22 protein-coding genes are annotated in these 22627 nt (G+C 73.0%); 5 read left to right on the top strand and 17 right to left on the bottom strand.

Going from position 1 to position 22627, the window contains the following annotated elements:
- Positions 1-142: 142 nt before the first annotated feature.
- Positions 143-517, top strand: coding sequence for an RNA polymerase-binding protein RbpA (locus BA175_RS21755; protein WP_014044757.1), 375 nt, complete (start codon positions 143-145; stop codon positions 515-517).
- 134 nt (positions 518-651) lie between these two features.
- Here the strand turns inward: BA175_RS21755 and fxsA are convergent, their stop codons facing one another.
- The 4 genes from fxsA to BA175_RS21775 all read right to left on the bottom strand — a co-directional run bounded on the left by fxsA (position 652) and on the right by BA175_RS21775 (position 4810).
- Positions 652-1254: an FxsA family membrane protein gene (gene fxsA / locus BA175_RS21760; RefSeq protein WP_069173187.1), complete on the bottom strand. Its 603-nt coding sequence runs from the start codon at positions 1252-1254 to the stop codon at positions 652-654.
- 102 nt (positions 1255-1356) lie between these two features.
- Positions 1357-2124, bottom strand: coding sequence for a polyprenol monophosphomannose synthase (locus BA175_RS21765; RefSeq protein ID WP_069173188.1), 768 nt, complete (start codon positions 2122-2124; stop codon positions 1357-1359).
- 537 nt (positions 2125-2661) lie between these two features.
- Positions 2662-4302: an amidohydrolase gene (locus BA175_RS21770; RefSeq protein ID WP_069173189.1), complete on the bottom strand. Its 1641-nt coding sequence runs from the start codon at positions 4300-4302 to the stop codon at positions 2662-2664.
- A gap of 67 nt (positions 4303-4369) precedes the next feature.
- Complete coding sequence (locus BA175_RS21775; RefSeq protein WP_069173190.1) at positions 4370-4810, bottom strand: Lrp/AsnC family transcriptional regulator; 441 nt, start codon at positions 4808-4810, stop codon at positions 4370-4372.
- A 204-nt stretch (positions 4811-5014) separates the two neighbouring features.
- On the opposite strand from BA175_RS21775, the gene BA175_RS21780 reads away from it, so the two are divergent.
- Positions 5015-5410 carry a hypothetical protein gene (locus tag BA175_RS21780; RefSeq protein ID WP_069173191.1) on the top strand — a complete coding sequence of 132 codons (396 nt, stop codon included), beginning with the start codon at positions 5015-5017 and terminating at the stop codon, positions 5408-5410.
- A gap of 351 nt (positions 5411-5761) precedes the next feature.
- Here BA175_RS21780 and BA175_RS21785 read toward each other — a convergent pair whose 3' ends face one another.
- Both BA175_RS21785 and BA175_RS21790 read right to left on the bottom strand, forming a co-directional pair.
- On the bottom strand, positions 5762-6934 hold the full coding sequence (locus tag BA175_RS21785) for an acyl-CoA dehydrogenase family protein (RefSeq protein ID WP_069173192.1): 1173 nt from the start codon (positions 6932-6934) through the stop codon (positions 5762-5764).
- A 514-nt stretch (positions 6935-7448) separates the two neighbouring features.
- A complete protein-coding gene (locus BA175_RS21790) occupies positions 7449-8294 on the bottom strand; it encodes a class I SAM-dependent methyltransferase (RefSeq protein WP_069173193.1) in 846 nt (281 codons plus the stop codon).
- Between the two features lie 133 nt (positions 8295-8427).
- On the opposite strand from BA175_RS21790, the gene BA175_RS21795 reads away from it, so the two are divergent.
- A complete protein-coding gene (locus BA175_RS21795; RefSeq protein ID WP_069173194.1) occupies positions 8428-9051 on the top strand; it encodes a TetR/AcrR family transcriptional regulator in 624 nt (207 codons plus the stop codon).
- An 80-nt stretch (positions 9052-9131) separates the two neighbouring features.
- Here the strand turns inward: BA175_RS21795 and BA175_RS21800 are convergent, their stop codons facing one another.
- Entirely contained in the window at positions 9132-10502 is a 1371-nt protein-coding gene (locus BA175_RS21800) for a peptidase C39 family protein (RefSeq protein WP_069173195.1), read from the bottom strand.
- Positions 10503-10705: 203 nt separating this feature from the next.
- On the opposite strand from BA175_RS21800, the gene BA175_RS21805 reads away from it, so the two are divergent.
- On the top strand, positions 10706-11320 hold the full coding sequence (locus BA175_RS21805) for a uridine kinase family protein (protein WP_069173196.1): 615 nt from the start codon (positions 10706-10708) through the stop codon (positions 11318-11320).
- Positions 11321-11694: 374 nt separating this feature from the next.
- Positions 11695-13605, top strand: coding sequence for an AAA family ATPase (locus tag BA175_RS21810; RefSeq protein ID WP_069173197.1), 1911 nt, complete (start codon positions 11695-11697; stop codon positions 13603-13605).
- 274 nt (positions 13606-13879) lie between these two features.
- On the opposite strand, the gene BA175_RS21815 is transcribed toward BA175_RS21810, so the two are convergent.
- From BA175_RS21815 to ribD, 10 genes are all read right to left on the bottom strand, one after another.
- Complete coding sequence (locus BA175_RS21815) at positions 13880-14965, bottom strand: hemolysin family protein (RefSeq protein WP_069173198.1); 1086 nt, start codon at positions 14963-14965, stop codon at positions 13880-13882.
- Positions 14962-16350 (bottom strand): hemolysin family protein, encoded by a 1389-nt coding sequence (locus tag BA175_RS21820; protein ID WP_069173199.1) that lies wholly within the window; start codon positions 16348-16350, stop codon positions 14962-14964. The genes BA175_RS21815 and BA175_RS21820 overlap by 4 nt, the downstream gene beginning before the upstream one ends.
- Before the next feature lie 185 nt (positions 16351-16535).
- On the bottom strand, positions 16536-17015 hold the full coding sequence (locus BA175_RS21825; protein WP_069173200.1) for a PH domain-containing protein: 480 nt from the start codon (positions 17013-17015) through the stop codon (positions 16536-16538).
- A gap of 70 nt (positions 17016-17085) precedes the next feature.
- Positions 17086-17934 carry an ATP phosphoribosyltransferase gene (gene hisG / locus BA175_RS21830; protein ID WP_069173201.1) on the bottom strand — a complete coding sequence of 283 codons (849 nt, stop codon included), beginning with the start codon at positions 17932-17934 and terminating at the stop codon, positions 17086-17088.
- Between the two features lie 83 nt (positions 17935-18017).
- The gene (locus tag BA175_RS21835) at positions 18018-18290 is read right to left on the bottom strand and encodes a phosphoribosyl-ATP diphosphatase (protein ID WP_031097852.1); all 273 of its coding nucleotides are present in this window, start codon (positions 18288-18290) and stop codon (positions 18018-18020) included.
- A 35-nt stretch (positions 18291-18325) separates the two neighbouring features.
- Positions 18326-18811, bottom strand: a complete 486-nt coding sequence (gene ribH / locus BA175_RS21840) for a 6,7-dimethyl-8-ribityllumazine synthase (RefSeq protein ID WP_069173202.1) — start codon at positions 18809-18811, stop codon at positions 18326-18328.
- A gap of 72 nt (positions 18812-18883) precedes the next feature.
- Positions 18884-20173, bottom strand: a complete 1290-nt coding sequence (locus BA175_RS21845; protein ID WP_069173203.1) for a bifunctional 3,4-dihydroxy-2-butanone-4-phosphate synthase/GTP cyclohydrolase II — start codon at positions 20171-20173, stop codon at positions 18884-18886.
- Entirely contained in the window at positions 20170-20814 is a 645-nt protein-coding gene (locus tag BA175_RS21850; protein ID WP_069173204.1) for a nicotinamide mononucleotide transporter family protein, read from the bottom strand. The genes BA175_RS21845 and BA175_RS21850 overlap by 4 nt, the downstream gene beginning before the upstream one ends.
- Complete coding sequence (locus BA175_RS21855; protein WP_069173205.1) at positions 20811-21506, bottom strand: riboflavin synthase; 696 nt, start codon at positions 21504-21506, stop codon at positions 20811-20813. The genes BA175_RS21850 and BA175_RS21855 overlap by 4 nt, the downstream gene beginning before the upstream one ends.
- Positions 21507-22607 carry a bifunctional diaminohydroxyphosphoribosylaminopyrimidine deaminase/5-amino-6-(5-phosphoribosylamino)uracil reductase RibD gene (gene ribD, locus BA175_RS21860; RefSeq protein ID WP_069173206.1) on the bottom strand — a complete coding sequence of 367 codons (1101 nt, stop codon included), beginning with the start codon at positions 22605-22607 and terminating at the stop codon, positions 21507-21509.
- Positions 22608-22627 lie beyond the last annotated feature (20 nt).

Below are 22627 nucleotides of genomic sequence, written 5' to 3' on the forward strand. Positions count from 1 at the left end.
GGGTACTCAACCCAGACAAAGCAGCGGCACGACGGGCGACGCATGACCGGCAACGGGAATCTTTACCGCCGACCGGACGTTGACCGGATGACGACGACAGCGACACCTGTCCTGTGGGCGACAAGCCCGGGAGGCACGATTCATGAGTGAGCGAGCTCTCCGCGGCACGCGACTCGTGGTTACCAGCTACGAGACGGACCGCGGCATCGATCTGGCCCCGCGCCAGGCGGTGGAGTACGCATGCCCGAACGGACATCGTTTTGAGATGCCGTTCTCGGTAGAGGCGGAAATTCCGCCGGAGTGGGAGTGCAAGGCGTGCGGCGCCACGGCACTCCTGGTGGACGGGGACGGCCCCGAGGAGAAGAAGGGCAAGCCTGCGCGTACGCACTGGGACATGCTCATGGAGCGGCGCACCCGCGAGGAGCTGGAGGAGGTGCTGGCCGAGAGGCTGGCGGTTCTGCGCTCCGGAGCCATGAACATCGCCGTGCATCCGCGGGACAGCAGGAAGTCTGCCTGACCGCGCATCACCGCACAGATCGAGAGCCGCGGGCCGTGACACAGAACGTGTGTCACGGCCCGCGGCTCTCTGCGTTCCGGGGCTTCCCCCGGACGGGTGACGCCCGTCCGGGGGAAGCCCCGCCAGGCCCGCGGTCAGGGGGCAAGCGGCGGGCGGGGCGCGCTCCCCGGGCCGTCGTCGGACCGGCGGGAGGCCTGGGTGCCGTCCTCGCGGATGACCTCGCCCTGGACCACCTTCCCGTCGGGCTGGTGCATGCGGGCCTGCTGGAAGGCGTCGGAGAGGGTTCCCGGCGCGGCCTGACGCATCCGGCGTTCCAGCGAGCGCTCCGCGAAGCGGCTGAGCATCGAGCGGAGGGGAGGCAGCAGGAGGAGGAGACCCGCCGCGTCGGAGATCACGCCGGGGATCATCAGGAGGAGGCCGCCCAGCATCAGGAAGCCGTTGCCCCTGCTGCCGGCCGGGGCTGCCGCCGGGTCGCCGGAGGCGCCGGGCTGTCCCGGCATCCGCTGCAGGGTCTCGGAGAGGTTCCGGAAGGCCCGCCGCCCCGCCCGCTTGATCACCGCGGCACCGAGCACGGCGCCGGCGACCAGGATCAGCAGCACGGCGAAGCCGCTCGTCGCTTCGGCCACCACGGTCAGCAGCCAGATCTCCAGTACCAGCCAGGCGGCGAGGCCGAGCGGCAGGAGGGTGCGGGCGCGTGAGCGCCGTGGACGGTTCTGAGGCGGTGTGCCGGTCGTCATACCCCCAGTGTGCCTGTCCCGGTGTGCGGCGGCGCAAGAGGGTGATCTTGGGACCCCTCGCCGGGAGGGCCGGGCCCGGCGCGTGCGGATGCCCGGCGGAGGTCAGGCGTTCCTGCGGCCCAGCACCTTGTTCGCCCGGCCGGTGATCCCCCAGCCGGTGACCCGCCAGAGCGCCTCGACGAGGATGTCGCGGCTCATCTTGGAGTCGCCGATCTCGCGTTCCATGAAGGTGATGGGCACCTCGACGACGTGGTAGCCCGCCTCGACGGCACGGCGGGCCAGGTCGACCTGGAAGCAGTATCCCTGGGAGGCGACCTCGCCGAGGCCGAGGCCCTCCAGGGTGGGCGTGCGGAACGCCCGGTAGCCGCCGGTGACGTCGCGGACCGAGAGGCCGAGCAGCATCCGGGAGTACAGGCTGCCGCCGCGGGAGATCATCTCGCGGTGCCGCGGCCAGTTGACCACCCGGCCGCCGGGGACCCAGCGCGAGCCGAGGACCAGGTCGGCGCCCTTGAGCGCGGTGAGCAGCCGCGGGAGCTCCTCGGGCTGGTGGGAGCCGTCGGCGTCCATCTCGACCAGGACTCCGTAACCGTGCTCGGTGCCCCAGTGGAAGCCGGCCAGGTAGGCGGCGCCGAGCCCTTCCTTGCCCTTCCGGTGCAGTACGTGCACGTGGCTGTCCGCCGCCGCGAGTTCGTCGGCGACCTTGCCGGTGCCGTCGGGGCTGTTGTCGTCGGCGACCAGGATGTCCGCGTCCGGAACGGCGGCGCGCACCCGGGCGGTGATCAGTTTGACGTTCTCGGCCTCGTTGTAGGTCGGAATGATCACCAAGACTCTGCCGAGCGGGCCGAACTGCCTCTGTCCGCCGTCGTTCACTACTGCCCCTTAAAGTCCGTACGCAGGTGCACACCATATCCAGCGCATCGCGGCCGGATACCTACGCGGTCACGAGCGGGCGTGGCAGGCACACCGTCGTACCGGACAGAAGGACGGAACTGCGGACAGATCTGCGGGTCGGGGCCCGGTGTCCTTCGGGCCGACCTGGGACCCGCTGGCTGCGGGTCGACCGAAAGCCGTTGTCTACTGAACCTCCGGGCCCCACCCGGGTCACACCTGCCGTCCGGACGACACGCTCCCTCGCCCCCGAGGTGCGGGCGCTGAACCTGGCTGTCAGCGGTGGTGCGCCGGTGCGGCGCACCACCCCATGACCCAGCGGCGTTCGACGACTGCGTGGAGGTGCGACCGGTCGGACGTCCAGTGGTGGACCCGGCCGAACCTACCGGCCGGTGGGCGCTTCCTGTCAACACCCGTTCCACCTGCGGTTTTCACCCAAAGCGCCAGGTCAGTGCCGGGGCTGGCCGGGTCACGCCGGAGTGCGCCCACCTTCGATCGGCGGTACGGAGCGCCTCGACGTCACTCGTTCGGCCTCACGTAGACGGTCCGGCCCCCGACCACGGTGCGCAGGCAGACGGGAAGGTCCGTGCCGGGGGTGAGATCCGGCAGGCCGGGGGTGCCGGAGCGGGGGTCGGTCGACCACCGGGAGACCCGGTCGTCGGGCGCCTGGACGACGAGTTCCCCGGTCCGCCAGACGGCGTAGTCGGCGGGGGCGCCGGGCACGAGCACCCCGGCGTCGTCGCGTCCGACGGCCCGCCAGCCGCCACGCGTGTGCGCGGTGAAACCGGCCCGCACGGAGACGCGGTGCTCGGGCGTGCGGTGGAAGGCCGCCGCCCGCACGGTTCCCCACGGGTCCGAGGGCGTGACCGGGCTGTCCGAGCCGAACGCCAGGGGTACCCCGGCGCGCAGGAGCGCCGCGTACGGGTTGAGCGTGGCGGCCCGTTCCGCGCCGAGCCGCCGGGCGTACATGCCGTCCGGGCCGCCCCAGGCCGCGTCGAAGGCGGGCTGGACGGAGGCGGTCAGACCGAGCTCGGCGAACGCGGCGATCGTCTCGGGGGTGAGCATCTCGGCATGCTCGACCCGGTGCCGCGCGGCGCGGACACGGGCGAGGCCGAGCGTCTCGGAGGCGGCCCGGACGCCGGCGACGACGGCGGAGACCGCTGCGTCGCCGATGGCGTGGAAGCCGGCCTGCAGACCCGCCTCGGTGCAGGCGGTGACGTGCGCGGCGATGCGGGCCGCGTCCAGGTGGGCGGTACCGCTGTGCGGGGCGTCGGCGTACGGCTCGTGCAGCGAGGCCGTGTGGGAGCCCAGGGAGCCGTCGACGAACAGGTCACCGGCCGCGCCGAGGGCCCCGAGTTCGCGGATGCGGCGGGCGCCCTTCTCGTCGGTGATCCGCTCGGCCCAGTATCCGAAGACGCGGGGACCCGGCAGCTCGGCGGCGAGCTCCAGGAGCCCGGTGAAGTCCTCCTCGTCCGAGATCTCCGGTCCGGCGCACTCGTGCACGGTCCCGATGCCGAGCGAGGCCGCGTGCGCCAGGGCCGCGCGCTGCGCCTCGGCGCGGCGCCGCGGGGTGACGGCGCCGTGTGCGGCGGAGCGCACCGCGTGGTGGGCGGCGCCGGTGAGGGGGCCCTCGGGGTGGTATCCGGCCAGCGCCGTGACACCGGGGACGAGATCGAGCAGGGCGGTGGTCACCACGGCGGAGTGCACGTCCACCCGCGGCAGGTAGACCGGCAGGCCGGCGGCGGCCTCGTCGAGCTCGGCGCGCGAGGGGGGCCGCTGCTCGGGCCAGCGCGTCGCGTCCCATCCGTGGCCGAGGACGACCCGTTGTCCGGCTTCGCGCTTCGCGTACGCGCGCAGGAGGTGGAGGGCGTCGGCGAGGCTGCGTGCGCCGGAGAGGTCCAGCCCGGTGAGGGCGAGCCCCGTCGAGGTGGTGTGGACGTGGGAGTCGGTGAAGGCCGGTGTGACCAGAGCCCCTTCCAGGTCGATCACCTCGTCCACGCCGCCGGCGAAGGCGTCGGCCGCCCCCTCCGATCCCACCCACGCGACATGGCCGCGTTCGACGACCATCGCGGTCGCGAACGGGTCGGCGGGGCTGTGGACGTCTCCACCGCGCAGCAGCACGGTGCGGTGTTCGCTCTGGGGGGCGGTGCTCTCGGTCATGGGACCAGTCTCGCGCCTGCCGGGAGCGCTCCTGTCCGCGGCCCCCTCGCACGAGGGCCGCGGGTCCTCAGATGCGCGGCGGACGCGCCTCGTAGGGGGTGGAGAGGACGACGGTCGTACGGGTGGAGACGCCCGCCAGGGAACGGATCCGGGTCAGCAGGTGCTCCAGCTCCAGGGGGCTGGAGCAGCGCACCTTGAGGATGTAGTTCTCGTCACCGGCGACGCTGTGGCAGGCCTCCAGCTCCGGTACGCCGGCGAGCCGTTCGGCGATGTCGTCGGGGGCGCTCGGGTCGAACGGTTTCACCGAGATGAACGCGGTGAGGGGCAGTCCGACGGCCTCGGGGTCGACGACCGCGGCGTAGCCCCGGATCACCCCGCGCTGCTCCAGCCTGCGGACGCGCTGATGAACGGCCGAGGTGGACAGGCCCGTGGCCTTGCCCAGGTCGGTGTAGCTCATCCGCCCGTCCTTGACGAGCAACTCCACGATCTGACGGTCCAGCTCCTCCATGCGGATCAACCTATGGCCCCGGGTGCCTCCAGGCACAGTCGCGGAGCCCCCGGAGGGGCTCGTTCGAGGGGCATGTGACGAATACCACATGTTTGCCGACCGGTAGCCGACGGGCTCGCGGTTACGGCCGGCTCCCCACGGGAAGTGGTTGCTGTGGCCGAGGCCGTGGCGCCCGGCCGGCCCATCCGAGGGGGGAAACATCCCATGCAGAGCATGAAGCTCACCGGACGCACCGAACCGGAGCCCGTCGAATACGCCGCTCACGACGACGACGCGTACGACACGTTCGAGATGTACCGGGTCATCTGCCCGGACTGTGCGCAGCCGATCGCCCTGCTGGCGGACGAGGACGTCCTGCCCGAGCACGCCCTGTGCCCCACGCCGTGGAATCCGTTCGTGCTCACCGTGTGTGCCGGGACGAGCCGTCCGGCCGCCGAGGCCCGTCCCGCCGGCGAGTCGCTGAAGGTCCAGGAGCAGGAGACCGCACTGCTCCTGACGCTCCCTCAGGGTTTCGACTGGCGGATGCAGCCCTTCTCCCACGCCGGCGGCCCCGGCTCGCGGCCCTTGCCCGTACCGCCGCTGCGGCGTCAGGCCGCCTGAGCCGTCCCGCGGCACTCCCCGGCCCCTACCGTGACCCGGTTGCGGCGCGGGCCCTCCCCGGCGCCGGCCGGATTGCGGTACCCGGGAGACGATCGCGCGTCGGCGGACTCAGGTCCGGCGACGGTTCCGTAGGCCCGCACGTGCGGGGCCCGGCCGCGTTCCTGGCCGTCCCGCCGCTCCGGCACGCCGAGAAGCGGTCCCCCGGCCCGTCCGTGCCGCGCGGCGGTCCCCGCTCCTCGCGGCCGACCCGCCCGTCCACCGGCCCGTGGTACGCCGTGGGAAGGGCGCGGGCCGGACGCTGCCGGACCGTCATGACCCGGAGCGGACCGGATCATGACGACGCCCGCGGGGTCAGCGTGTCTCGGGACCCGCGAGGTGGCGGGCGATGACCATGCGCTGGATCTGGTTGGTGCCCTCGACGATCTGCAGCACCTTCGCCTCGCGCATCAGCCGCTCGACGGGGAAGTCGAGCGTGTAGCCGTAGCCTCCGAGCACCTGGACGGCGTCCGTGGTCACCCGCATGGCCGCGTCGGTGCAGAAGAGCTTCGCCATCGCCGCCTGCCGGGAGAACGGCAGTCCGGCGTCGCGGCGCCGTGCCGCCTCGAGGTAGAGCGACCGGCCGGCCTCGATCTGGGTGGCCATGTCGGCGAGCATGAAGCGCAGGCCCTGGAAGTCCGCGACGGGACGGCCGAACTGGCGCCGCCCGGTGGCGTATTCGACGGCCTCGTCCAGGGCTGCCCGGGCGACGCCGATGGCGCAGGCCGCGATGCCCAGGCGACCCGAGTCGAGTGCGGACAGGGCGATGGCGAAGCCCTGCCCCTCGTCGCCGATGCGGCGGTCCCCGGAGATCCGTACACCGTCGAAGTGCATCTGGGCGGTGGGCGAGCCCTTCATGCCCATCTTCTTCTCCGGCAGGGCGGCGCCGAGTCCCTCGGCGTCGCCGGGCACGAGGAACGCCGTGATGCCCCGGGGGCCTTCCGCCCCGGTGCGCGCCATGACCGTGTAGAAGTCGGCGATGCCGCCGTGCGTGATCCAGGCCTTGGTTCCGGTCAGGACCCAGTCGTCGCCGTCCCGTACGGCCTTCGTGCGCAGCGAGGCCGCATCGGAGCCCGAGGCAGGCTCGGAGAGGCAGTAGGCGCCCAGCAGTCCGCCCCCGAGCATCGCCGGGAGGTGGGAGGCCCGCTGTTCCTCGGTTCCGTAGCCGGCGAGGGCGTGGCAGGCCAGCGAGTGGACGCTGACGCCGAGACCGACGGTGAGGCGGGCGGCGGCCAGTTCCTCGAGGACCTGGAGGTAGACCTCGTACGGCTGGTCGCCGCCGCCGTACGCGGAGTCGTACGGCAGGCCGAGGAGTCCGGATTCGGAGAGCAGGGTGAAGAGGGCGCGCGGGAACTGACCCGCGTCCTCCTCCTCGGCCGCCCGGGGTGCGATCTCCTTGGACACGATGTCGCGGACGAGCTCGACGAGCTGCCGGGACTCCTCGGTGGGCAGGCGGCGTTCCACCGGCTGCGGGGCACGGTCGGACATGACGCGCTCTCCTCCCTGTCGGGCGTTGCGGCGGTCGCGGTCGCGGGGTGGGCGCGGCGCCGCCGGGTGGTCCCGGGTCTCGCCCGGAAAGGTATGGCTCCCAGCCGATCCTGCCCTGCTCGGATCACGAGAGGTGCTGGCCAGAGGCTGTGGCGGGATGAGTATGCCCGATCGGAGCGCCGCCGTCACCGGGGGCAAGGCGCCCGGTCGCCGGGGAAGTTGGCCCGGACCGTCGACAAAGGCCGCCGGGGGTGGTAACGGCGTCTCCTCGCGCGGGGCGGCCGAGGGGGCGGTGCCGGGTACGCCGACGGGCCCCGGACGGGAGCCGGGGGTCCGCGCGGGCGAACGGCGAACCGGAGGGACATCGACCGGCCACGGCGGGGTACACGCACGCCGGGCGGGTGAGCGGCCCCTTGGCCGGGGCCGTCAGGGGCGGGGTGCCGGGCGGGCGCCCCGCCTCCCGCCCCTCCGTCGTTCTCCCCCGCTCCCGTCCTGCCACGGAGGCCCGGTGGGGTCAGCCCGGACGGACGGCGGTGACCAGCAGGGCGGCACTCCGCAGGCGCACCGCGCCGTGCTCCTCGTGGGCCCGCAGCCTGTCCCTGAGCACCCGGCGGGCGTGGGCGGCGGTGGGGGCGTCGACCTGGCCGGTCAGATGGCGGCCCGGTCCGGAGTCGAGGAGGAAGGAGGCCGCCTCGTCGGCATCCCGGCCCCAGGACCCGCGCACCTCCAGGCGTGCCGCGCCGATTCGCCCGTATCCGGCGGTGGACAGCACCTCACGGATCCGGTCGGGGTCAGCCAGGGAGAACATTCCGGGGCCGTCGGGCGTCCCGAAGTCGCCGACGGGCAGGATGCCCCGCAGGGCCCCGAGGGCCTGGAGCCACTCGTTGCGCCCGGGGTCGGCGGTGCAGACGAACGCGAGGCGGCCACCGGGTCGCAGTGCGCGTCCGACGGTGGCGAAGGCGGCTACCGGGTCCGCGAAGAACATGACCCCGAAGCGGCTGATCGCGGCGTCGAAGGAGTCGGGCTCGAAGGTGTGGACCTGGGCGTCCCCCTGCTCGAAGGTCACGTTGCCCACGCCCTCGTGGAGCGCGCACGCGCGTGCGCGCTCCAGCATCGGCGCCGACAGGTCCACGCCGGTGGCCCGGCCGCTCCCGGCCCGGCGTGCGGCCAGCCGGGTCGTCTGCCCCGCCCCGCAGCCGATGTCGAGGACGCGGTCGCCCTCCTGGATCGCGGCGGCGGCGAGCAGGGGCGCGTCGAAGTGCTCGTTCACGGCGTTCCAGCGGTCGTGGTTGCGGGCCCAGTGCGTGCCCTCGTAGCCGTTCCACGCCCGGGCCTGATCGGTGTTCACGATGTGCTGCATGCGGAGTCTCCTGCGGGACGGATGTCTGCCCGGGATTAGTATGGGCAAGCGCCCATACAGTATGGGCGCTTGCCCATACTGGCAATCCCCCTGCCCTGGGGGTCCGCCGTGTCTCGTACCGGGAGAAGGCCTGATGTCACCGCGTGGAGTAGCGATTCCGGATGTGCGCCGACGGCTCTTCGACGCCGCGGAGCGGGTGCTGGCGCGCGAGGGGCCGGCCGCCCTGACCAGCAGGGCGATCACCGGCGAGGCCGGGTGCGCGAAGGGGCTGCTGCACGCCCACTTCGACGGGCTGGACGCATTCGTCGCCGAGTTGGTCCTCGACCGGTTCGCGCGCGTCGCGGAGCGGGCCGGGCTGCTTCCCGCACAGGCGGGGCAGGGAACGGTGGCCGGGAACCTCGGCACGGTCGCGCTCGCTCTGCTGAACTCGCTGGACCCCACGGTGACCGGCCTCGCGCTGACGCGGCCCGCCGCCTCACAGCGGATCCGCCTGGCACTGGAGGCGGGCGCGCCCGGTTTCACCGCGATCCAGGACTCGATCACCGCCTACCTGGACGCCGAACAGCGCCTGGGGCGCCTCGCGGAGGGCGCCGACACCGCTGCGGTCGCACTCGGCCTGGTGGGGACCGTCCACCATCTCCTGATGACGAGCCGGCCCGGTGCGCCGGACGCCCGTGCCCAGACGGAACGGCTCGTCGGCCTGCTCGTCGGTGCCGCGTCCGGCAGCGGAGCGTCCGCGGGCCGGGAGGCACCGTAGCGGGCCGGTACGGCCGCCCCCCGGGACGGCCGGGAAGCGCTGCCGTCGGGGCGTCGAGGCGGCCGTAGGGCCTCACATGCTCAGGCCAGCCCGAGCGACCTCAGGACGCGGTACCGGGCCGGGGACGGCTCTGTCGGCCAGTAGATGTAGCAGACCCCTCCCGTGCCGCTCCTCACCTTGCCGTTCGCGTCGTAGCGCTTGGTCCGCAGCCAGATGTTCTCCCACTCGGAGCGGCGGTAGACGCGGCGGACCGCGTCGTTGTCCGGGGACGCGGGGTCGTTGGCGATGACGTCGCCGTCGGGCGTGAAGCCGATGACCGTCATCAGGTGGCCGGAGGTGCCGTAACCGGCGCCGGTCAGTTCCTCCTCGAGGAAGGACTGGGACGTGATGACGGGGATGCCCGCACCGACGAGTCGCTCCACGTCGGTGAGCGAACCGAGCCGGGTGACGACCGCGTTCATGTTCTGGTACGTCGACGCGTAGGCGGCGTTGAAGGGCCAGTTGCCGCACCCCTCGTACTGGTGGTCGTAGGTGTGGCGGGCCGCGTGGCAGACCTGCGGGTCCGCGATGCCCGGCTTCACCCAGGCGAGGTCCTCCGCGGTGGGCCGGCGCCCCCAGTACTCGATGATCATCTGCGAGGAGGTGGGGCTGCACCAGGCCTCGCCCCCGTTGTCGTACTCGGGGTACTCCCCCATGTGGATGTTCTGCGAGTAGCGGGGCACCGTCAGTTCCCGGCTGAGCCCGGGTGTGCTCGGTGGGACGGTGAAGCGGTCCGGGACGTCCGAGGCCATCGCACCGATCCGGTGGACCGTGGGCGTGAGAGCGGTGCCCGGGGTGCGGTAGAGGGTGAGCCGCAGCCGGTAGGAGACCAGCCGGAGCCCGCTCGCCGCGTCGTCCACGGAGAAGGTGTCCGTCCAGACCGTGCTTCTGCCGTCGGTCTGGTCGTCGACGGACGTGCGGCGGATGTCGGCGTCGCCCGCCGCCCACCTGCCCATCACGTACCAGGGGGTGTCCGTCCCGTCCGCATACCGGCCGCGGAGCTCCACCTGGAGCCAGGTGCCGGCCGGTGTCAGGGCGTTCCAGGAGGCGATCACCTCGGTGGCCGGCACGCCCGAGCGGTGGGTGGGGGAGGTCCAGGTCGCGTACTCCCAGGCGGTGGTCGTGCCGGTGTGCGGGTCGGTGTACTCGGTGCTGCCGACGGCGGCGGCGATCACCAGGCCCGGCCGCGGTCCGGCGACGGCACGGGTTCCGGCCGCCGAGCCGCAGCGCCAGTCGGTGTAGGTGCTCCAGAAACGGTTGTCCACGAGCGAGGCGGCCGCCGGCGATGAGGAGGTGGTGGAGGTACGGGCGGGGGCGGCCGCGGCGGGGCCGGCGGAGGCCGCCGTGCCCGCCCCGGCCGCTGCCGCGAGCGCGGCACTGAGCACGGTCCTGCGTGTGGTCGGTCTGGTCATGGGCGAGACCCCCGGTCGTGAGCGGATTGGGGCTGCGGGTGCCGATCGGTGCGCCAACTATCGCGGGTGGGGGCCGGATCCTGCCAGCGATTCGCCCCGTGCCGCAGGAGCAATATTGGTCTGATCCACTGGCGTGACCTGCGGGGAGGGACGGTCCGGCTCCGCCCTCCTGCCGGCCGGGGCGGCTCTCGTACGCTGGGGGGATGAACGACCTGGCGGACCACGCACGCCGTCTGCGCTCCCTGCCGCCGTCCTGCGGGGCCGTGCGGATCATCGCCGTCGACGGGCACGCGGGGTCGGGCAAGACCACCTTCACCGGCCGTCTCGCCTCCGCGCTCGGCGGTGCCCCCGTGCTGCACCTGGACGACCTGGCCACCCACGAGGAACTCTTCGCCTGGACGGGCCGCCTGCGGGCACAGGTGCTGGATCCGCTGTCGCGCGGGGAGGCCGCGCGGTACGCCCCGTACGACTGGACGGCCCGGCGCTTCGGTGCGGCGCGGGTGCTCGGGCTCGCGCCGGTGGTGCTGATGGAGGGGGTGGGCGCGGGCCGCGCCGCCGTCCGGCCCTACCTCGCGGAGCTGCTGTGGCTGGAGGGGGACAGCGAGCGGTCCTGGCAGCGGGGCAGGCGGCGGGACGGGCCCGCGCTGTCGGAGTTCTGGGACGGCTGGACCGTCGCGGAGGAGCGGCATTTCGCCGACGACCCCTCATATCCGTTCGCGGACACGGTGATACGCCAGGTGCCGGGCGGGTACGCGTGGCTGGACGGACCCCGTGCGACAGCGGGGACGAGTCACCCCCTCACGGAGAGTGAAGAGTGAGGGTTGCCTTGCCGGTCAGCCGGAATTCGTGCCGGACGTACCTCAACTCGGCTTGACCGAGGGGCCGGAGAGGTTCTACGTTCTCATTGTGCGGCTTTTCGGAGCCCCGCGGACACGAAGCCCCCGGTTGTTCCCCCGTGACCGGGGGCTTCGTTCTGCCCTCGCGCGTCCTCCCCGGGACCCGGACGGGCTCTCCGCGCTCACCCTGGGTCACCGGACCGGGTGCCGGTGACGCCCTCAGGAGGCGCCCTCCCCGCAGGTACGGCGCCTCCGGCTGTGGTCAATTCCCGCCCCCGGCACGGTGATTAGCGACGCTCCGATGGGCATGCTGTGCGGGCAGGGCATTCTGGGGGCACGGTTTTGTGGGGGACCTGATGGACATCGGCACGCAGGGCACACAGGCCCCCGCCGACCTCGCCTGGCTGCGGGGCGTGGACGCCTACACGATGGGCGCGTACCCGCAGGCCGAGGAGGAGTTCAGGACCGCCGTGCGCATCGACCCCGGCATGGCGGACGGCTGGCTCGGCCTCCACGCCCTGCGCGTCGACACGTCCACGGCGCTGCTGCGCATGTACCGCCACCGCGACCGCTTCGGCGAGCAGCGCGCCCGGTACCGCCGCACGCTCAACTCCTGGTACTGGCTGGGCTGGTGGGTGCAGCCCGTACTGGAGAGCCCGCGCGACCTGCTGCTGGCGCACGCCTCCCACTGGCTGGACGGCCGTCATGTCCCGGAGCTGGACCGGGCGCTCGCGGGCCTGCCGCCGGTCGACACGGACCGGCACGTGCGCTTCCTGCACGCCTGTCGCGCGTATCTGGTCAAGGACTGGGAACAGCTGGTACGCACCACCGAGCCGCTCGTCGACGATCCGCTCCTCGGCATCGAGTCGGGCCTCTTCGGCGGCATGGCCCGGGTGCGCCTGGAGATGTACGGGCAGGCCGAGCCCCTGCTGTCCGCTGCCCTGATGCGCTGCCGGAGCGAGCAGCCCCAGCGCAAGGAGCTGCGCTACTGGCTGGCCCGGGCCCACGAGGGCACCGGGCGCAGCGCGGCGGCCCTCCCCCTGTACCGGGCGGTGCACCGCGTCGACCCGGCGTTCATGGACACCTCCGCCCGGCTCGCGGCGATCTCCGACGGTGACGGCTACGACGAGGCCACCGGCCTGGCCGCCCTCTCCCTGACGGGGCCGGTCTCGGACGTCCTGGGCGCGGAGGCGCAGCCGGACGGCGAGGCGGCGCTGGGCACCGACCTGGTGGACGGCCGGGACCCCTGGCTCGGAGGGGACCCGCTGGACCTGCCGGGGTCGGCCGCGCCACCGGCCCGGCCCGAGGGTGTGCGGGAGACGTCAGGGACGTCCCGCAGACAGGCGCGCGGCGCCGTCCCGGCGGGGCCGAGCGATCCGGTGCTGCTCGCCGACGCGCTGGCGGAGCTCGAGCGCATGGTCGGCCTCGAACCCGTGAAGCGCCAGGTCAAAGCGTTGTCGGCGCAGCTGAACATGGCGCGTCTCCGGGCCGAGCAGGGCCTGCCCGTACAGCCGCCGAAGCGGCACTTCGTGTTCTCCGGCCCGTCCGGGACGGGAAAGACCACGGTCGCCCGCATCCTGGGCCGGGTGTTCTACGCGCTCGGGCTGCTCGGCGGCGATCATCTCGTGGAGGCCCAGCGCTCCGACCTGGTGGGCGAGTTCCTCGGCCAGACCGCCGTGAAGGCCAACGAGCTGATCGATTCGGCACTCGGCGGGGTGCTCTTCGTCGACGAGGCGTACAGCCTCTCCAACTCCGGTTACAGCAAGGGCGACGCGTACGGTGACGAGGCACTGCAGGTCCTCCTCAAGAGGGCCGAGGACAACCGGGACCATCTCGTCGTCATCCTGGCGGGCTACCCCGAGGGCATGGACCGGCTGCTGTCCACCAATCCGGGCCTCTCCTCCCGCTTCACCACGCGGGTCGACTTCCCGAGCTACCGCCCGCCGGAACTCACCGCGATAGGCGAGGTGCTGGCGGCCGAGAACGGCGACAGATGGGACGAGGAGTCCCTGGAGGAGCTGCGCAGCATCAGCGGCCACGTGGTCGAGCAGGGCTGGATCGACGAGCTGGGCAACGGCCGTTTCCTGCGCACGCTGTACGAGAAGAGCTGCGCCTACCGGGACCTGCGGCTCTCCGGGTACTCGGTGGCGCCGGCCCGGGACGATCTGTCGACCCTGCGGCTCGCCGACCTGATGCAGGCGTACGGCGAGGTGCTGTCCGGGCGGGGCCCGGTGGACCGGGGGACGCAGGAGCCGGGGGCGCGATGAGGCGCCGGGGCCGCGGTGAGGCGCAGGGGTCGCTATGAGGCGCCGGGGCCGGGGCCGCGATGAGGCGCCGGGAGGCACCGGGGCCGGGGCGTGGTGAGGCGCCGGGGGCGCGATGAGGCGCCGGGGCCGGGGTGAGGCGCCGGGGCCGGGGGCGCGGTGAGACACCGGGGCCGCCGGTGAGACACCGGAGCCGCCGGTGAGACACCGGAGCCGCCGGTGAGACACCGGAGCCGCCGGGCGAGGCCGTGGCCCGCCCGGCGGCTGCCGTCGCGGCTCAGCCGAGCGGGGCCATGGCCTTCGGCACCTCCGCCGGACGGCGGGCCACCGAGACGCGGTGCGCCGGGTCGCGCACCTCTCCCACGAGCATCTCCAGGACGTCCTCCATGGCGACGAGGCCGAGCACCCTGCCCGAGGCGTCGGCGACCTGTGCCAGATGCGTCGCCGCGCGCCGCATCACGGTCAGGGCGTCGTCCAGCGGGAGCTCCGCCCGTACGGTCGCCATCGGGCGCCAGACGTGCTGCGGAACGGCCCGTTCGCCGTCCTCCAGCTCCAGGACGTCCTTGACGTGGAGGTAGCCCATGAAGGGGCCGCCGCCCTCCGCGCAGACGGGGAAGCGTGAGTAGCCGGTCCGTACGGTCAGCTCCTCGATCCGGCGCGGGGTGACGGACGGGTCGACCGTCACCAGGGCCGCCCGGTCGAGCAGCACGTCGGTGACGGGCCTGCTGCCCAGCTCCAGCGCGTCCTCCAGGCGTTCCTGCGCCTCCGGTTCCAGCAGTCCGGCCTGCCCGGAGTCCTCGACCAGCCGGTTCAGCTGCTCGCTGGTGAAGACGGCCTCGACCTCGTCCTTCGGTTCGACGCCGAAGAGCCGGAGCACCAGCCGGGCGCAGGCGCCGAGCGCCGCGGTGACCGGCCGGCAGATCCGGGCGAAGCCGACCAGGCCGGGGCTGAGCCACAGGGCGGTCTTCCCGGGCGCGGCCATCGCCAGGTTCTTCGGGACCATCTCGCCGATGACGAGGTGGAGGAAGACCACGAGGACGAGGGCCAGGGCGTAGCCCAGGGGGTGGATCAGCGCCTCCGGCAGGTGCACGGCGTGGAAGACCGGCTCCAGCAGGTGGGCGACGGTCGGCTCGGCCACGGCGCCGAGGGTCAGGGAGCAGACGGTGATGCCGAACTGTGCGGCGGCCATCATCTGCGGCAGGTTCTCCAGGCCGTACAGGACCTGTGCGGCCCGGCCGGATCCCTTCGCGGCGAGGGGTTCCACCTGGCTGCGGCGTACGGAGACGAGGGCGAACTCGGCGCCGACGAAGAAGCCGTTCGCCAGCACGAGGAACCCGGCCAGGAGGAGCTGTACGACGCTCATCGCACGGCCTCCAGCAGTTCCTGGGTGAGTTCGGCCGCCTCGGGCCGGGGTCCGGCCGGCACGGGCCGCGCGAGGTCGGCCAGGCGGACGAAGCGGACCTGTTCGGCGCGGTAGTGGCCGACCTGGCGGACGAGGACCCGCCAGCCGGGCAGTTCGGCCCGGTCGCCGGGGGCGGGGATGCGGCCCAGCAGGTCGGCGACCAGTCCGGCCACGGTCTCGTACGGCCCCTCGGGTACCTCGAGGCCTATGCGGCGCAGGGTCAGCACCCTGCAGCTGCCCTCCACGTCCCAGCCGGGCCGTCCGTCGTCGGCGACCACGGGGGTCAGGTCGGGGCGGTCGGCGCCTTCCGCGTCATGCTCGTCGCGGACCTCGCCGACGAGCTCCTCGATGATGTCCTCGAGGGTGACGACGCCGGCGGTGCCTCCGTACTCGTCGACCACCACGGCTATCGGCTGCTCGTCGCGGAGCCTCTGGAGCAGCTGTTCGACGGGCAGCGTCTCCGGTACCAGGAGCGGCGGCACGGCGATGCGGCCGGCCGGGGTGCGCAGCCGGTCCTGGGCGGGGACGGCGAGGGCGTCCTTGAGGTGGACCATCCCGACGACCTCGTCGATGCGCTCGCGGTAGACCGGGAAGCGGGAGAGCCCGGTGGCGCGGGTGAGGTTGAGGACGTCCGCCGCGGTCGCGGACGACTGCAGCGCGCTGACCCTCACCCGGGGCGTCATGACGTGCTGGGCGGTGAGACCGGCCAGCGACAGCGTCCGTACGAAGAGGTCGGCGGTGTCCTGTTCCAGGGTGCCGGCCTCGGCCGAGTGCCGGGCCAGCGAGACGAGTTCACCGGGGGTCCGGGCGGACGCCAGCTCGTCGGTGGGTTCGACGCCCAGCAGCCGTACCAGCCGGTTGGCCACCGTGTTCAGCACGGTGATCACGGGGCGCAGGACGGAGGAGAAGAGGTGCTGGGGGCCGGCCACGAACCGGGCGACCTGGAGCGGCCGGGAGACCGCCCAGTTCTTCGGTACGAGTTCCCCGATCACCATCTGGACGGCGGAGGCGAGCAGCATGCCGGTCACGACGCTCACCCCGGAGACGACCCCTCGGGGCAGGCCCGTGGCGGTGAGCGGTCCGGCCAGCAGCCGGGCGAGCGCGGGTTCGGCGAGCATGCCCACGACCAATGAGGTGATGGTGATGCCCAGCTGGGTGCCGGAGAGCTGGAAGGAGAGTTCGCGCAGGGAGGCGACGACGGTGCCCGCCCGGCGGTCGCCCTCGGCGGCCGCGCGTTCGGCGTCCGGCCGTTCCACCGTGACGAGCCCGAATTCGGCCGCCACGAAGAAGCCGTTGGCGAGGATGAGAAGGAATGCCGCGGTGAGCAGCAACAGGGGGGTGATCATGCCGCCGCCTCCGGGGGGAGGGCGGCGCGGGTACTACCGGACGATCCGTCCATTGCTGGAGGGAGTCACTCCTTGGGTCGCAGGAAAGCCCCGCGGGCCTCGTGGCCTCCGGTGCGGGGCGGGGCGCGCGCGGGGCGCCGCCGCCCTCCAGAGTAATCAAGAAGGGGCCGTGCGGGGCAGGGGGCTCAGCCGTTCTCCGTGCTCCCGTTCACTCCGCTGCCGTGGAATTCGGCGAGCGCGCGGAGTGTACGGGCGTCACGGATGGCGTGTTCCTTGGCGATTCCGGGCTGGATACCGAGGGCGGGCAGGCTGGTGCCGTCGCTGAGGTCGAGAAAGACCCAGGGGTCGCCGGCGCGCAGGTTGACGCGCAGGATCTCCGCCCAGGCCAGCCGGCGCGTACGGGTGATGTTGACGACGGTGACCCCGGCCTCGTCCGCGACGATGCGGGCCCTGCTGAGCAGGGCGAGCACACCGGAGAAGAGCAGGGCGACGAAGATGAAGCTGGTCCGCTCCCCCGGGCTCAGCTGCTCCAGTATCAGCGCGATCGCGGTGATGACGACGAACATCGCCGCCCCGACGGTGAGCAGGACCAGCCGGCTGCGGGTGGGCCTGAAGGTGGCCGGAAGCGCGGGGAGTCCGGGGGGCCGGGGCGCGGGGGCGGACATGCTGTCGTCCTTCGGTGTGCTGTGGTCCCCGCCGCCCCCGGGGGCGGCGGGTGCGGACCGGGCGGGGCTGTCAGAGACGGCAGGCGTGGATGGCCGTCGTGAGGATGGCGCGGGCTCCGAGCTCGTACAGGTCGTCCATGATCCGCTGGGCCTCCTTGGCGGCGACCATGGAGCGGACGGCGACCCAGCCCTCGTGGTGCAGGGGGGAGATGGTCGGCGACTCCAGGCCCGGGGTGAGGGCCACGGCACGCTCCAGGTGCTCGACGCGGCAGTCGTAGTCCATCATCACGTAGCTGCGGGCGACGAGGACGCCCTGCAGGCGGCGCAGGAACTGCTGCACCTTGGGCTCGTCGGCCGGGGCTCCCTTGCGGCGGATCACGACGGCTTCCGAGGTCATGATCGGTTCGCCGATGACCTCCAGTCCGGCGTTGCGCAGGCTGGTGCCGGTCTCGACGACGTCGGCGATGACCTGGGCGACGCCGAGCTCGACGGCCGTCTCGACCGCGCCGTCGAGGTGGACGACGGAGGCGTCGACGCCGACGTCGGCGAGGTGCTTGGCGACGATGCCCTCGTAGGAGGTGGCGATCGTCATGCCGCCGAAGTCCTGGGGACCGTCGGCCGTGCCGGGCTTGGTGGCGTAGCGGAAGGTGGAGCGTGCGAAGCCGAGCTGGAGGATCTCCTCGGCCTCGGCGCCGGAGTCCAGCAGCAGGTCGCGGCCGGTGATGCCGATGTCGAGCCGGCCGGAGCTCACGTAGATCGCGATGTCGCGCGGCCGGAGGTAGAAGAACTCGACCTCGTTGGCGGGGTCGACGAGGACGAGCTCCTTCGACTCCTTGCGCTGCTGGTAGCCGGCCTCATGGAGCATCGCCATCGCAGGCCCGGAGAGTGAACCCTTGTTGGGGACGGCGATGCGCAGCATAGGGCGGTGTCCTTTGTGCGGAGTGATGTGCGGGAACGTGCGGAATCCGGCCCGGGAGGGGCCGCGGTGCGGATACCGGAGGCTCAGAGGTGGGCGTAGACGTCGTCGAGGGAGATGCCGCGGGCGACCATCATCACCTGGACGTGGTAGAGCAGCTGCGAGATCTCCTCGGCGGCGGCTTCCTTGCCCTCGTACTCGGCGGCCATCCAGACCTCGGCGGCCTCCTCGACGACCTTCTTGCCGATGGCATGCACGCCCTTGTCCACCAGTTCGGCGGTGCGGGAGGTGGAGGGGTCGCCGTCGGCGGCCTTGAGCTGGAGCTCGGCGAAGAGCTCTTCGAAGGTTTTGTTCGCCATGATGGTCCTTAGAATACGGGGTCCCGGGCCGCCGCTCAGCGCCAGGGTTCGCTGACGGTGCGCAGGGTGGCGGCGGTGGCGACGGCCGCGGTGACCGCTTCGTGCCCCTTGTCCTCGTGGGACCCCTCGAGCCCGGCCCGGTCCAGTGCCTGCTCCTCGGTGTCACAGGTGAGGACGCCGAAGCCGACGGGGACTCCGGTGTCGACGGTGACCTGGGTGAGGCCGCTGGTGACGCCCTGGGACACGTACTCGAAGTGCGGGGTGCCGCCGCGGATGATCACGCCGAGGGCGACGATCGCGTCGTACCCGCGGCCGGCGAGGACCTTGGCGACCACCGGGAGCTCGAAGCTGCCGGGGACCCTGAGCAGCGTCGGCTCGTCGATGCCCAGGTCGTGCAGGGCGCGCAGCGCGCCGTCGACGAGGCCGTCCATGACCTTCTCGTGCCACTGGGCCGCGATGACGGCCACCCGCAGGTCACCGCAGTTGCGTACGGACAGTTCGGGTGCGCCCTTGCCGCTCATGTCTCTCCTGGTGTCTCGTCGATGAGTGTCGCGCCGGTGAGGTGTGTCGCCGGTGGGTCGTTCCGCCGGTGGTCACTGGTTGCCGCAGGTCGACGCGGTGGTGGCGTCGAGCCAGGGCAGGTCGTGGCCCATGCGGTCGCGCTTGGTGCGCAGGTAGCGGAGGTTGTGCTCGCCGGCCTGGACGGGCATGGGTTCGCGTCCGGTGATCCCGAGGCCGTACCGGACGAGGGCGGCCGTCTTCTCCGGGTTGTTGGTCATCAGCCGGAGGGTGCGGACGCCGAGGTCGCCGAGGATCCGGGCGCCGGCCGCGTAGTCCCGCGCGTCGGCGGGCAGGCCGAGTTCGAGGTTGGCGTCGAGGGTGTCGGCCCCGCGCTCCTGGAGCTCGTACGCCCGCAGTTTGGACAGCAGCCCGATGCCGCGCCCCTCGTGGCCGCGCAGGTAGACGATGACGCCGCGGCCCTCCGCCGTGACGCGTTCCATGGAGGCGTGCAGCTGCGGTCCGCAGTCGCAGCGCTGGGACTGGAAGATGTCGCCGGTCAGGCACTCGGAGTGGACGCGTACGAGGACGTCCTCGCCGTCGCCGATGTCGCCGTGGACGAGCGCGACGTGTTCGACGCCGTCGACGGTGGAGCGGTAGCCGTACGCGGTGAACAGGCCGAAGGCGGTGGGGAGTCGGACCTCGGCCTCCCGGCGGACGGTCGGCTCGGCGCTGCGCCGGTAGGCGATGAGGTCCTCGATGGAGATGATCGTGAGGCCGTGCTTGCGGGCGAAGGGGACGAGTTCGGGCAGGCGCAGCATCACGCCGTCCTCGCCCGCGATCTCGACGATGGCGCCGGCCGGGCGCAGTCCGGCGAGCCGGGCCAGGTCGACGGCTGCCTCGGTGTGGCCGTTGCGGACGAGGACGCCGCCCGTGCGGGCGCGGAGCGGGAAGACGTGGCCGGGGCGCACGAAGTCACCGGGGCCCGCGACACCGCCCGCCAGCATCCGCAGGGTGGTGGCCCGGTCGGCGGCGGAGATGCCGGTGGTCACCCCGTGGGCGGCCGAGGCGTCCACGGAGACGGTGAAGGCGGTCTTCATCGACTCGGTGTTGTGCTCGACCATCTGCGGGAGCTGGAGGCGGTTGAGCTCGTCGTCCTCCATGGGGGCGCAGATCAGGCCGCGGCACTCGCTCATCATGAAGGCGACGATCTCGGGGGTGGCCTTCTCGGCGGCGATGACGAGGTCGCCCTCGTTCTCCCGGTCCTCGTCGTCGACGACGACGACGGGCCGTCCGGCGGCGATGTCCCTGATCGCCTGCTCGACGGGGTCGAGGGAGAGGTCCTCGGAGGCGAGGCCGTGCAACCAGCTGGGCTGGGCAGTCATGCCGTGGCTCCTTCCAGAGCGGGTGTCCGGGTACGCAGCCACCAGTCGCGCATGCCCCACAGGACGAGGGCGCCGTAGACGACGTAGATGAGACCGGAGAAGGCGAGCCCGCTGTGGAAGTTGAGCGGGACGCCGACGACGTCGACGAGCAGCCAGGCGAACCAGAACTCGACCATGCCGCGGGCCTGGGCGAGCATCGCCACGAGCGTGCCGGCGAAGATGTACGCGTCCGCCCAGGGGCTCCAGGAGAGCGACGGGAAGGCGGTGAACAGGCCGCCCACGGCGAGGGTGCCGAGCGCGGCGCCGCCCACCAGGTACGCCCGTTCGCGCCAGGTGGCGAAGCGTACGGCGATGGAGCCGTCCTGGGCCCGCTGCCTGCCGCGGGTCCACTGCTGCCAGCCCCACACGGCGACGGCGACGACGATCAGCTGCTTGCCGACGCTGCCCGCCTGCTGCACGGAGACGTTGGCGGCGATGAGGACGAGGCCGGACAGGAGCTGGGCGGGCCAGGTCCACACGGAGCGCAGCCAGCCGAGGGCCAGGGCGATCAGGCCGACGGTGTTGCCGATCATGTCCGACCAGATGATGTGCTGCCCGAAGGCGGTGAAGGCCTCCGCGTTCAGCCAGTCGAGGGTGCTCATGCGACCGGCTCCCCGGGCTCTGCGGCGGAGGCCGCCGGGCTCGAGGACGCGGCAGTCGCGGTCCCGGCGTCCGGGACCGGGGCCGCGGCGGCCGGTGTGCCGGCGTTCGGGCCGAGCAGCCGCTCGACGTACTTCGCGAGCACGTCCACCTCGAGGTTGACGGGGTCGCCGGGCTGCTTGATGCCGAGCGTCGTCAGCGCGAGGGTGGTCGGGATGAGGCTGATGGTGAAGTGGTCGGGCCCGGCGTCGACGACGGTCAGGCTCACGCCGTCCACGGTGATCGATCCCTTCTCCACCACGTAGCGGGTCAGCTCCGCGGGGAGGGAGATCTTCACGATCTCCCAGTTCTCGGAGACCGTGCGCGCGAGGATGCGGCCCGTGCCGTCCACGTGCCCCTGGACGATGTGCCCGCCGAGCCGCCCGCCGAGCGCCATGGGCCGCTCCAGGTTGACCCGGGAGCCGGTCTCCAGCGCGCCGAGGCTGGAGCGCTTCAGCGTCTCGGCCATCACGTCGGCGGTGAACTCGTGGTCGCCGAGGTCCACGACGGTGAGGCAGACGCCGTTGACGGCGATGGAGTCACCGTGCTTGGCACCTTCGGTGACCACGGGGCCGCGCAGGCGGAAGCGGGAGGCGTCGCCGAGTTTCTCGACGGCGGTGACCTCACCCAGTTCTTCGACGATTCCGGTGAACACTCAGTTTCCCTTCCGAGGAGGAACGGGGACGGCGGTGATGCGCAGATCCGGGCCGAAACGGGCGGTCTCGGTCACATCCAGGCGCAACGCCTGCGAGAGGGTGGAGATTCCGGCGTCGGCCAGGGCCGCGGGGCCCGCACCGAGAAGGACCGGGGCGAGGTAGCCGACGACGGTGTCGACCACTCCCGCGGCGACGAAGGAGCCGGCCAGGACCGGGCCGCCTTCGAGGAGTACGGAGCGGACGCCGCGCGTGTGCAGGGCGGCGAGCAGGGCGGTGATGTCCAGTCCGGGGCCGGTGGCGGCGCGCGGGAGCCGCAGCACCGCGTCCTCGGGGAGGTGCGCGGTGTCCGCGTCCTGCGCGACGGCGATCAGCGTGGGCGCGGTGCCGTCCAGGACCCGGGCCCCGGGCCGGACGGCGGTGGCGGCGGTGTCGACGACGACCCGCAGCGGCTGTACGGCGCCCTCGACGCCGCGTACCCCCAGCTGCGGGTCGTCTGCGCGGGCGGTGCCGGAGCCGACCACGACGGCGTCCGCCTCGGCGCGCAGCCGGTGCACGTCGGCCCGGGACTCGGGCGAGGTGATCCAGCGGCTCGTGGCGTCGGCGGCGGCGATACGGCCGTCGAGGGTGGCCGCGTACTTCCACCGGACGTAGGGGCGGCCCAGCCGTACGGAGGTGAGCCACGCGGTGTTCCCGGCCTCCGCCTCGTCGGCGAGGAGGCCCTGCTCGACCTGGACACCTGCGGCACGCAGCGTCTCCGCGCCCCCTGTGGCCTGCGGATTCGGGTCGGCGACCGCGTACACGACACGGCGGACACCGGCGTCCAGGAGCGCCTGGGCGCAGGGGCCGGTGCGGCCCGTGTGGTTGCAGGGTTCGAGGGTGACGTAGGCGGTGCCCCCGCGGGCGGCTTCGCCCGCCTCGCGCAGCGCGTGGACCTCCGCGTGCGGCCCTCCGGCGCGCCGGTGGTAGCCCTCGCCGGCCTGCTGCCCGGCGGCGTCGAGGACGACACAGCCGACGACCGGGTTGGGGCTGGTGGCGCCGAGTCCGCGGGCCGCGAGCGTGACAGCTCGCCGCATGGCGGTGATGTCGGCTGCGGTTCCCACCGGGTCCTCCTGCCTCTTCG

The sequence above is a fragment of the Streptomyces griseus genome, from assembly GCF_001715295.1.
Classification (GTDB): domain Bacteria; phylum Actinomycetota; class Actinomycetes; order Streptomycetales; family Streptomycetaceae; genus Streptomyces; species Streptomyces griseus_G.

Excerpts from the sequence above, each read along its gene's own strand:
- BA175_RS21770 (WP_069173189.1), bottom strand. The coding sequence starts at position 4,302 with ATGACCGAGAGCACCGCCCCCCAGAGCGAACACCGCACCGTGCTGCTG.
- fxsA (WP_069173187.1), bottom strand. The coding sequence starts at position 1,254 with ATGACGACCGGCACACCGCCTCAGAACCGTCCACGGCGCTCACGCGCC.
- BA175_RS21805 (WP_069173196.1), top strand. The coding sequence starts at position 10,706 with ATGAACGACCTGGCGGACCACGCACGCCGTCTGCGCTCCCTGCCGCCG.
- BA175_RS21755 (WP_014044757.1), top strand. The coding sequence starts at position 143 with ATGAGTGAGCGAGCTCTCCGCGGCACGCGACTCGTGGTTACCAGCTAC.
- BA175_RS21795 (WP_069173194.1), top strand. The coding sequence starts at position 8,428 with ATGTCACCGCGTGGAGTAGCGATTCCGGATGTGCGCCGACGGCTCTTC.
- BA175_RS21825 (WP_069173200.1), bottom strand. The coding sequence starts at position 17,015 with ATGTCCGCCCCCGCGCCCCGGCCCCCCGGACTCCCCGCGCTTCCGGCC.
- BA175_RS21785 (WP_069173192.1), bottom strand. The coding sequence starts at position 6,934 with ATGTCCGACCGTGCCCCGCAGCCGGTGGAACGCCGCCTGCCCACCGAG.
- BA175_RS21820 (WP_069173199.1), bottom strand. The coding sequence starts at position 16,350 with ATGATCACCCCCCTGTTGCTGCTCACCGCGGCATTCCTTCTCATCCTC.
- BA175_RS21835 (WP_031097852.1), bottom strand. The coding sequence starts at position 18,290 with ATGGCGAACAAAACCTTCGAAGAGCTCTTCGCCGAGCTCCAGCTCAAG.
- hisG (WP_069173201.1), bottom strand. The coding sequence starts at position 17,934 with ATGCTGCGCATCGCCGTCCCCAACAAGGGTTCACTCTCCGGGCCTGCG.
- BA175_RS21845 (WP_069173203.1), bottom strand. The coding sequence starts at position 20,173 with ATGACTGCCCAGCCCAGCTGGTTGCACGGCCTCGCCTCCGAGGACCTC.
- BA175_RS21790 (WP_069173193.1), bottom strand. The coding sequence starts at position 8,294 with ATGCAGCACATCGTGAACACCGATCAGGCCCGGGCGTGGAACGGCTAC.
- BA175_RS21775 (WP_069173190.1), bottom strand. The coding sequence starts at position 4,810 with ATGGAGGAGCTGGACCGTCAGATCGTGGAGTTGCTCGTCAAGGACGGG.
- BA175_RS21810 (WP_069173197.1), top strand. The coding sequence starts at position 11,695 with ATGGACATCGGCACGCAGGGCACACAGGCCCCCGCCGACCTCGCCTGG.
- BA175_RS21815 (WP_069173198.1), bottom strand. The coding sequence starts at position 14,965 with ATGAGCGTCGTACAGCTCCTCCTGGCCGGGTTCCTCGTGCTGGCGAAC.
- BA175_RS21780 (WP_069173191.1), top strand. The coding sequence starts at position 5,015 with ATGCAGAGCATGAAGCTCACCGGACGCACCGAACCGGAGCCCGTCGAA.
- BA175_RS21800 (WP_069173195.1), bottom strand. The coding sequence starts at position 10,502 with ATGACCAGACCGACCACACGCAGGACCGTGCTCAGTGCCGCGCTCGCG.
- BA175_RS21850 (WP_069173204.1), bottom strand. The coding sequence starts at position 20,814 with ATGAGCACCCTCGACTGGCTGAACGCGGAGGCCTTCACCGCCTTCGGG.
- ribH (WP_069173202.1), bottom strand. The coding sequence starts at position 18,811 with ATGAGCGGCAAGGGCGCACCCGAACTGTCCGTACGCAACTGCGGTGAC.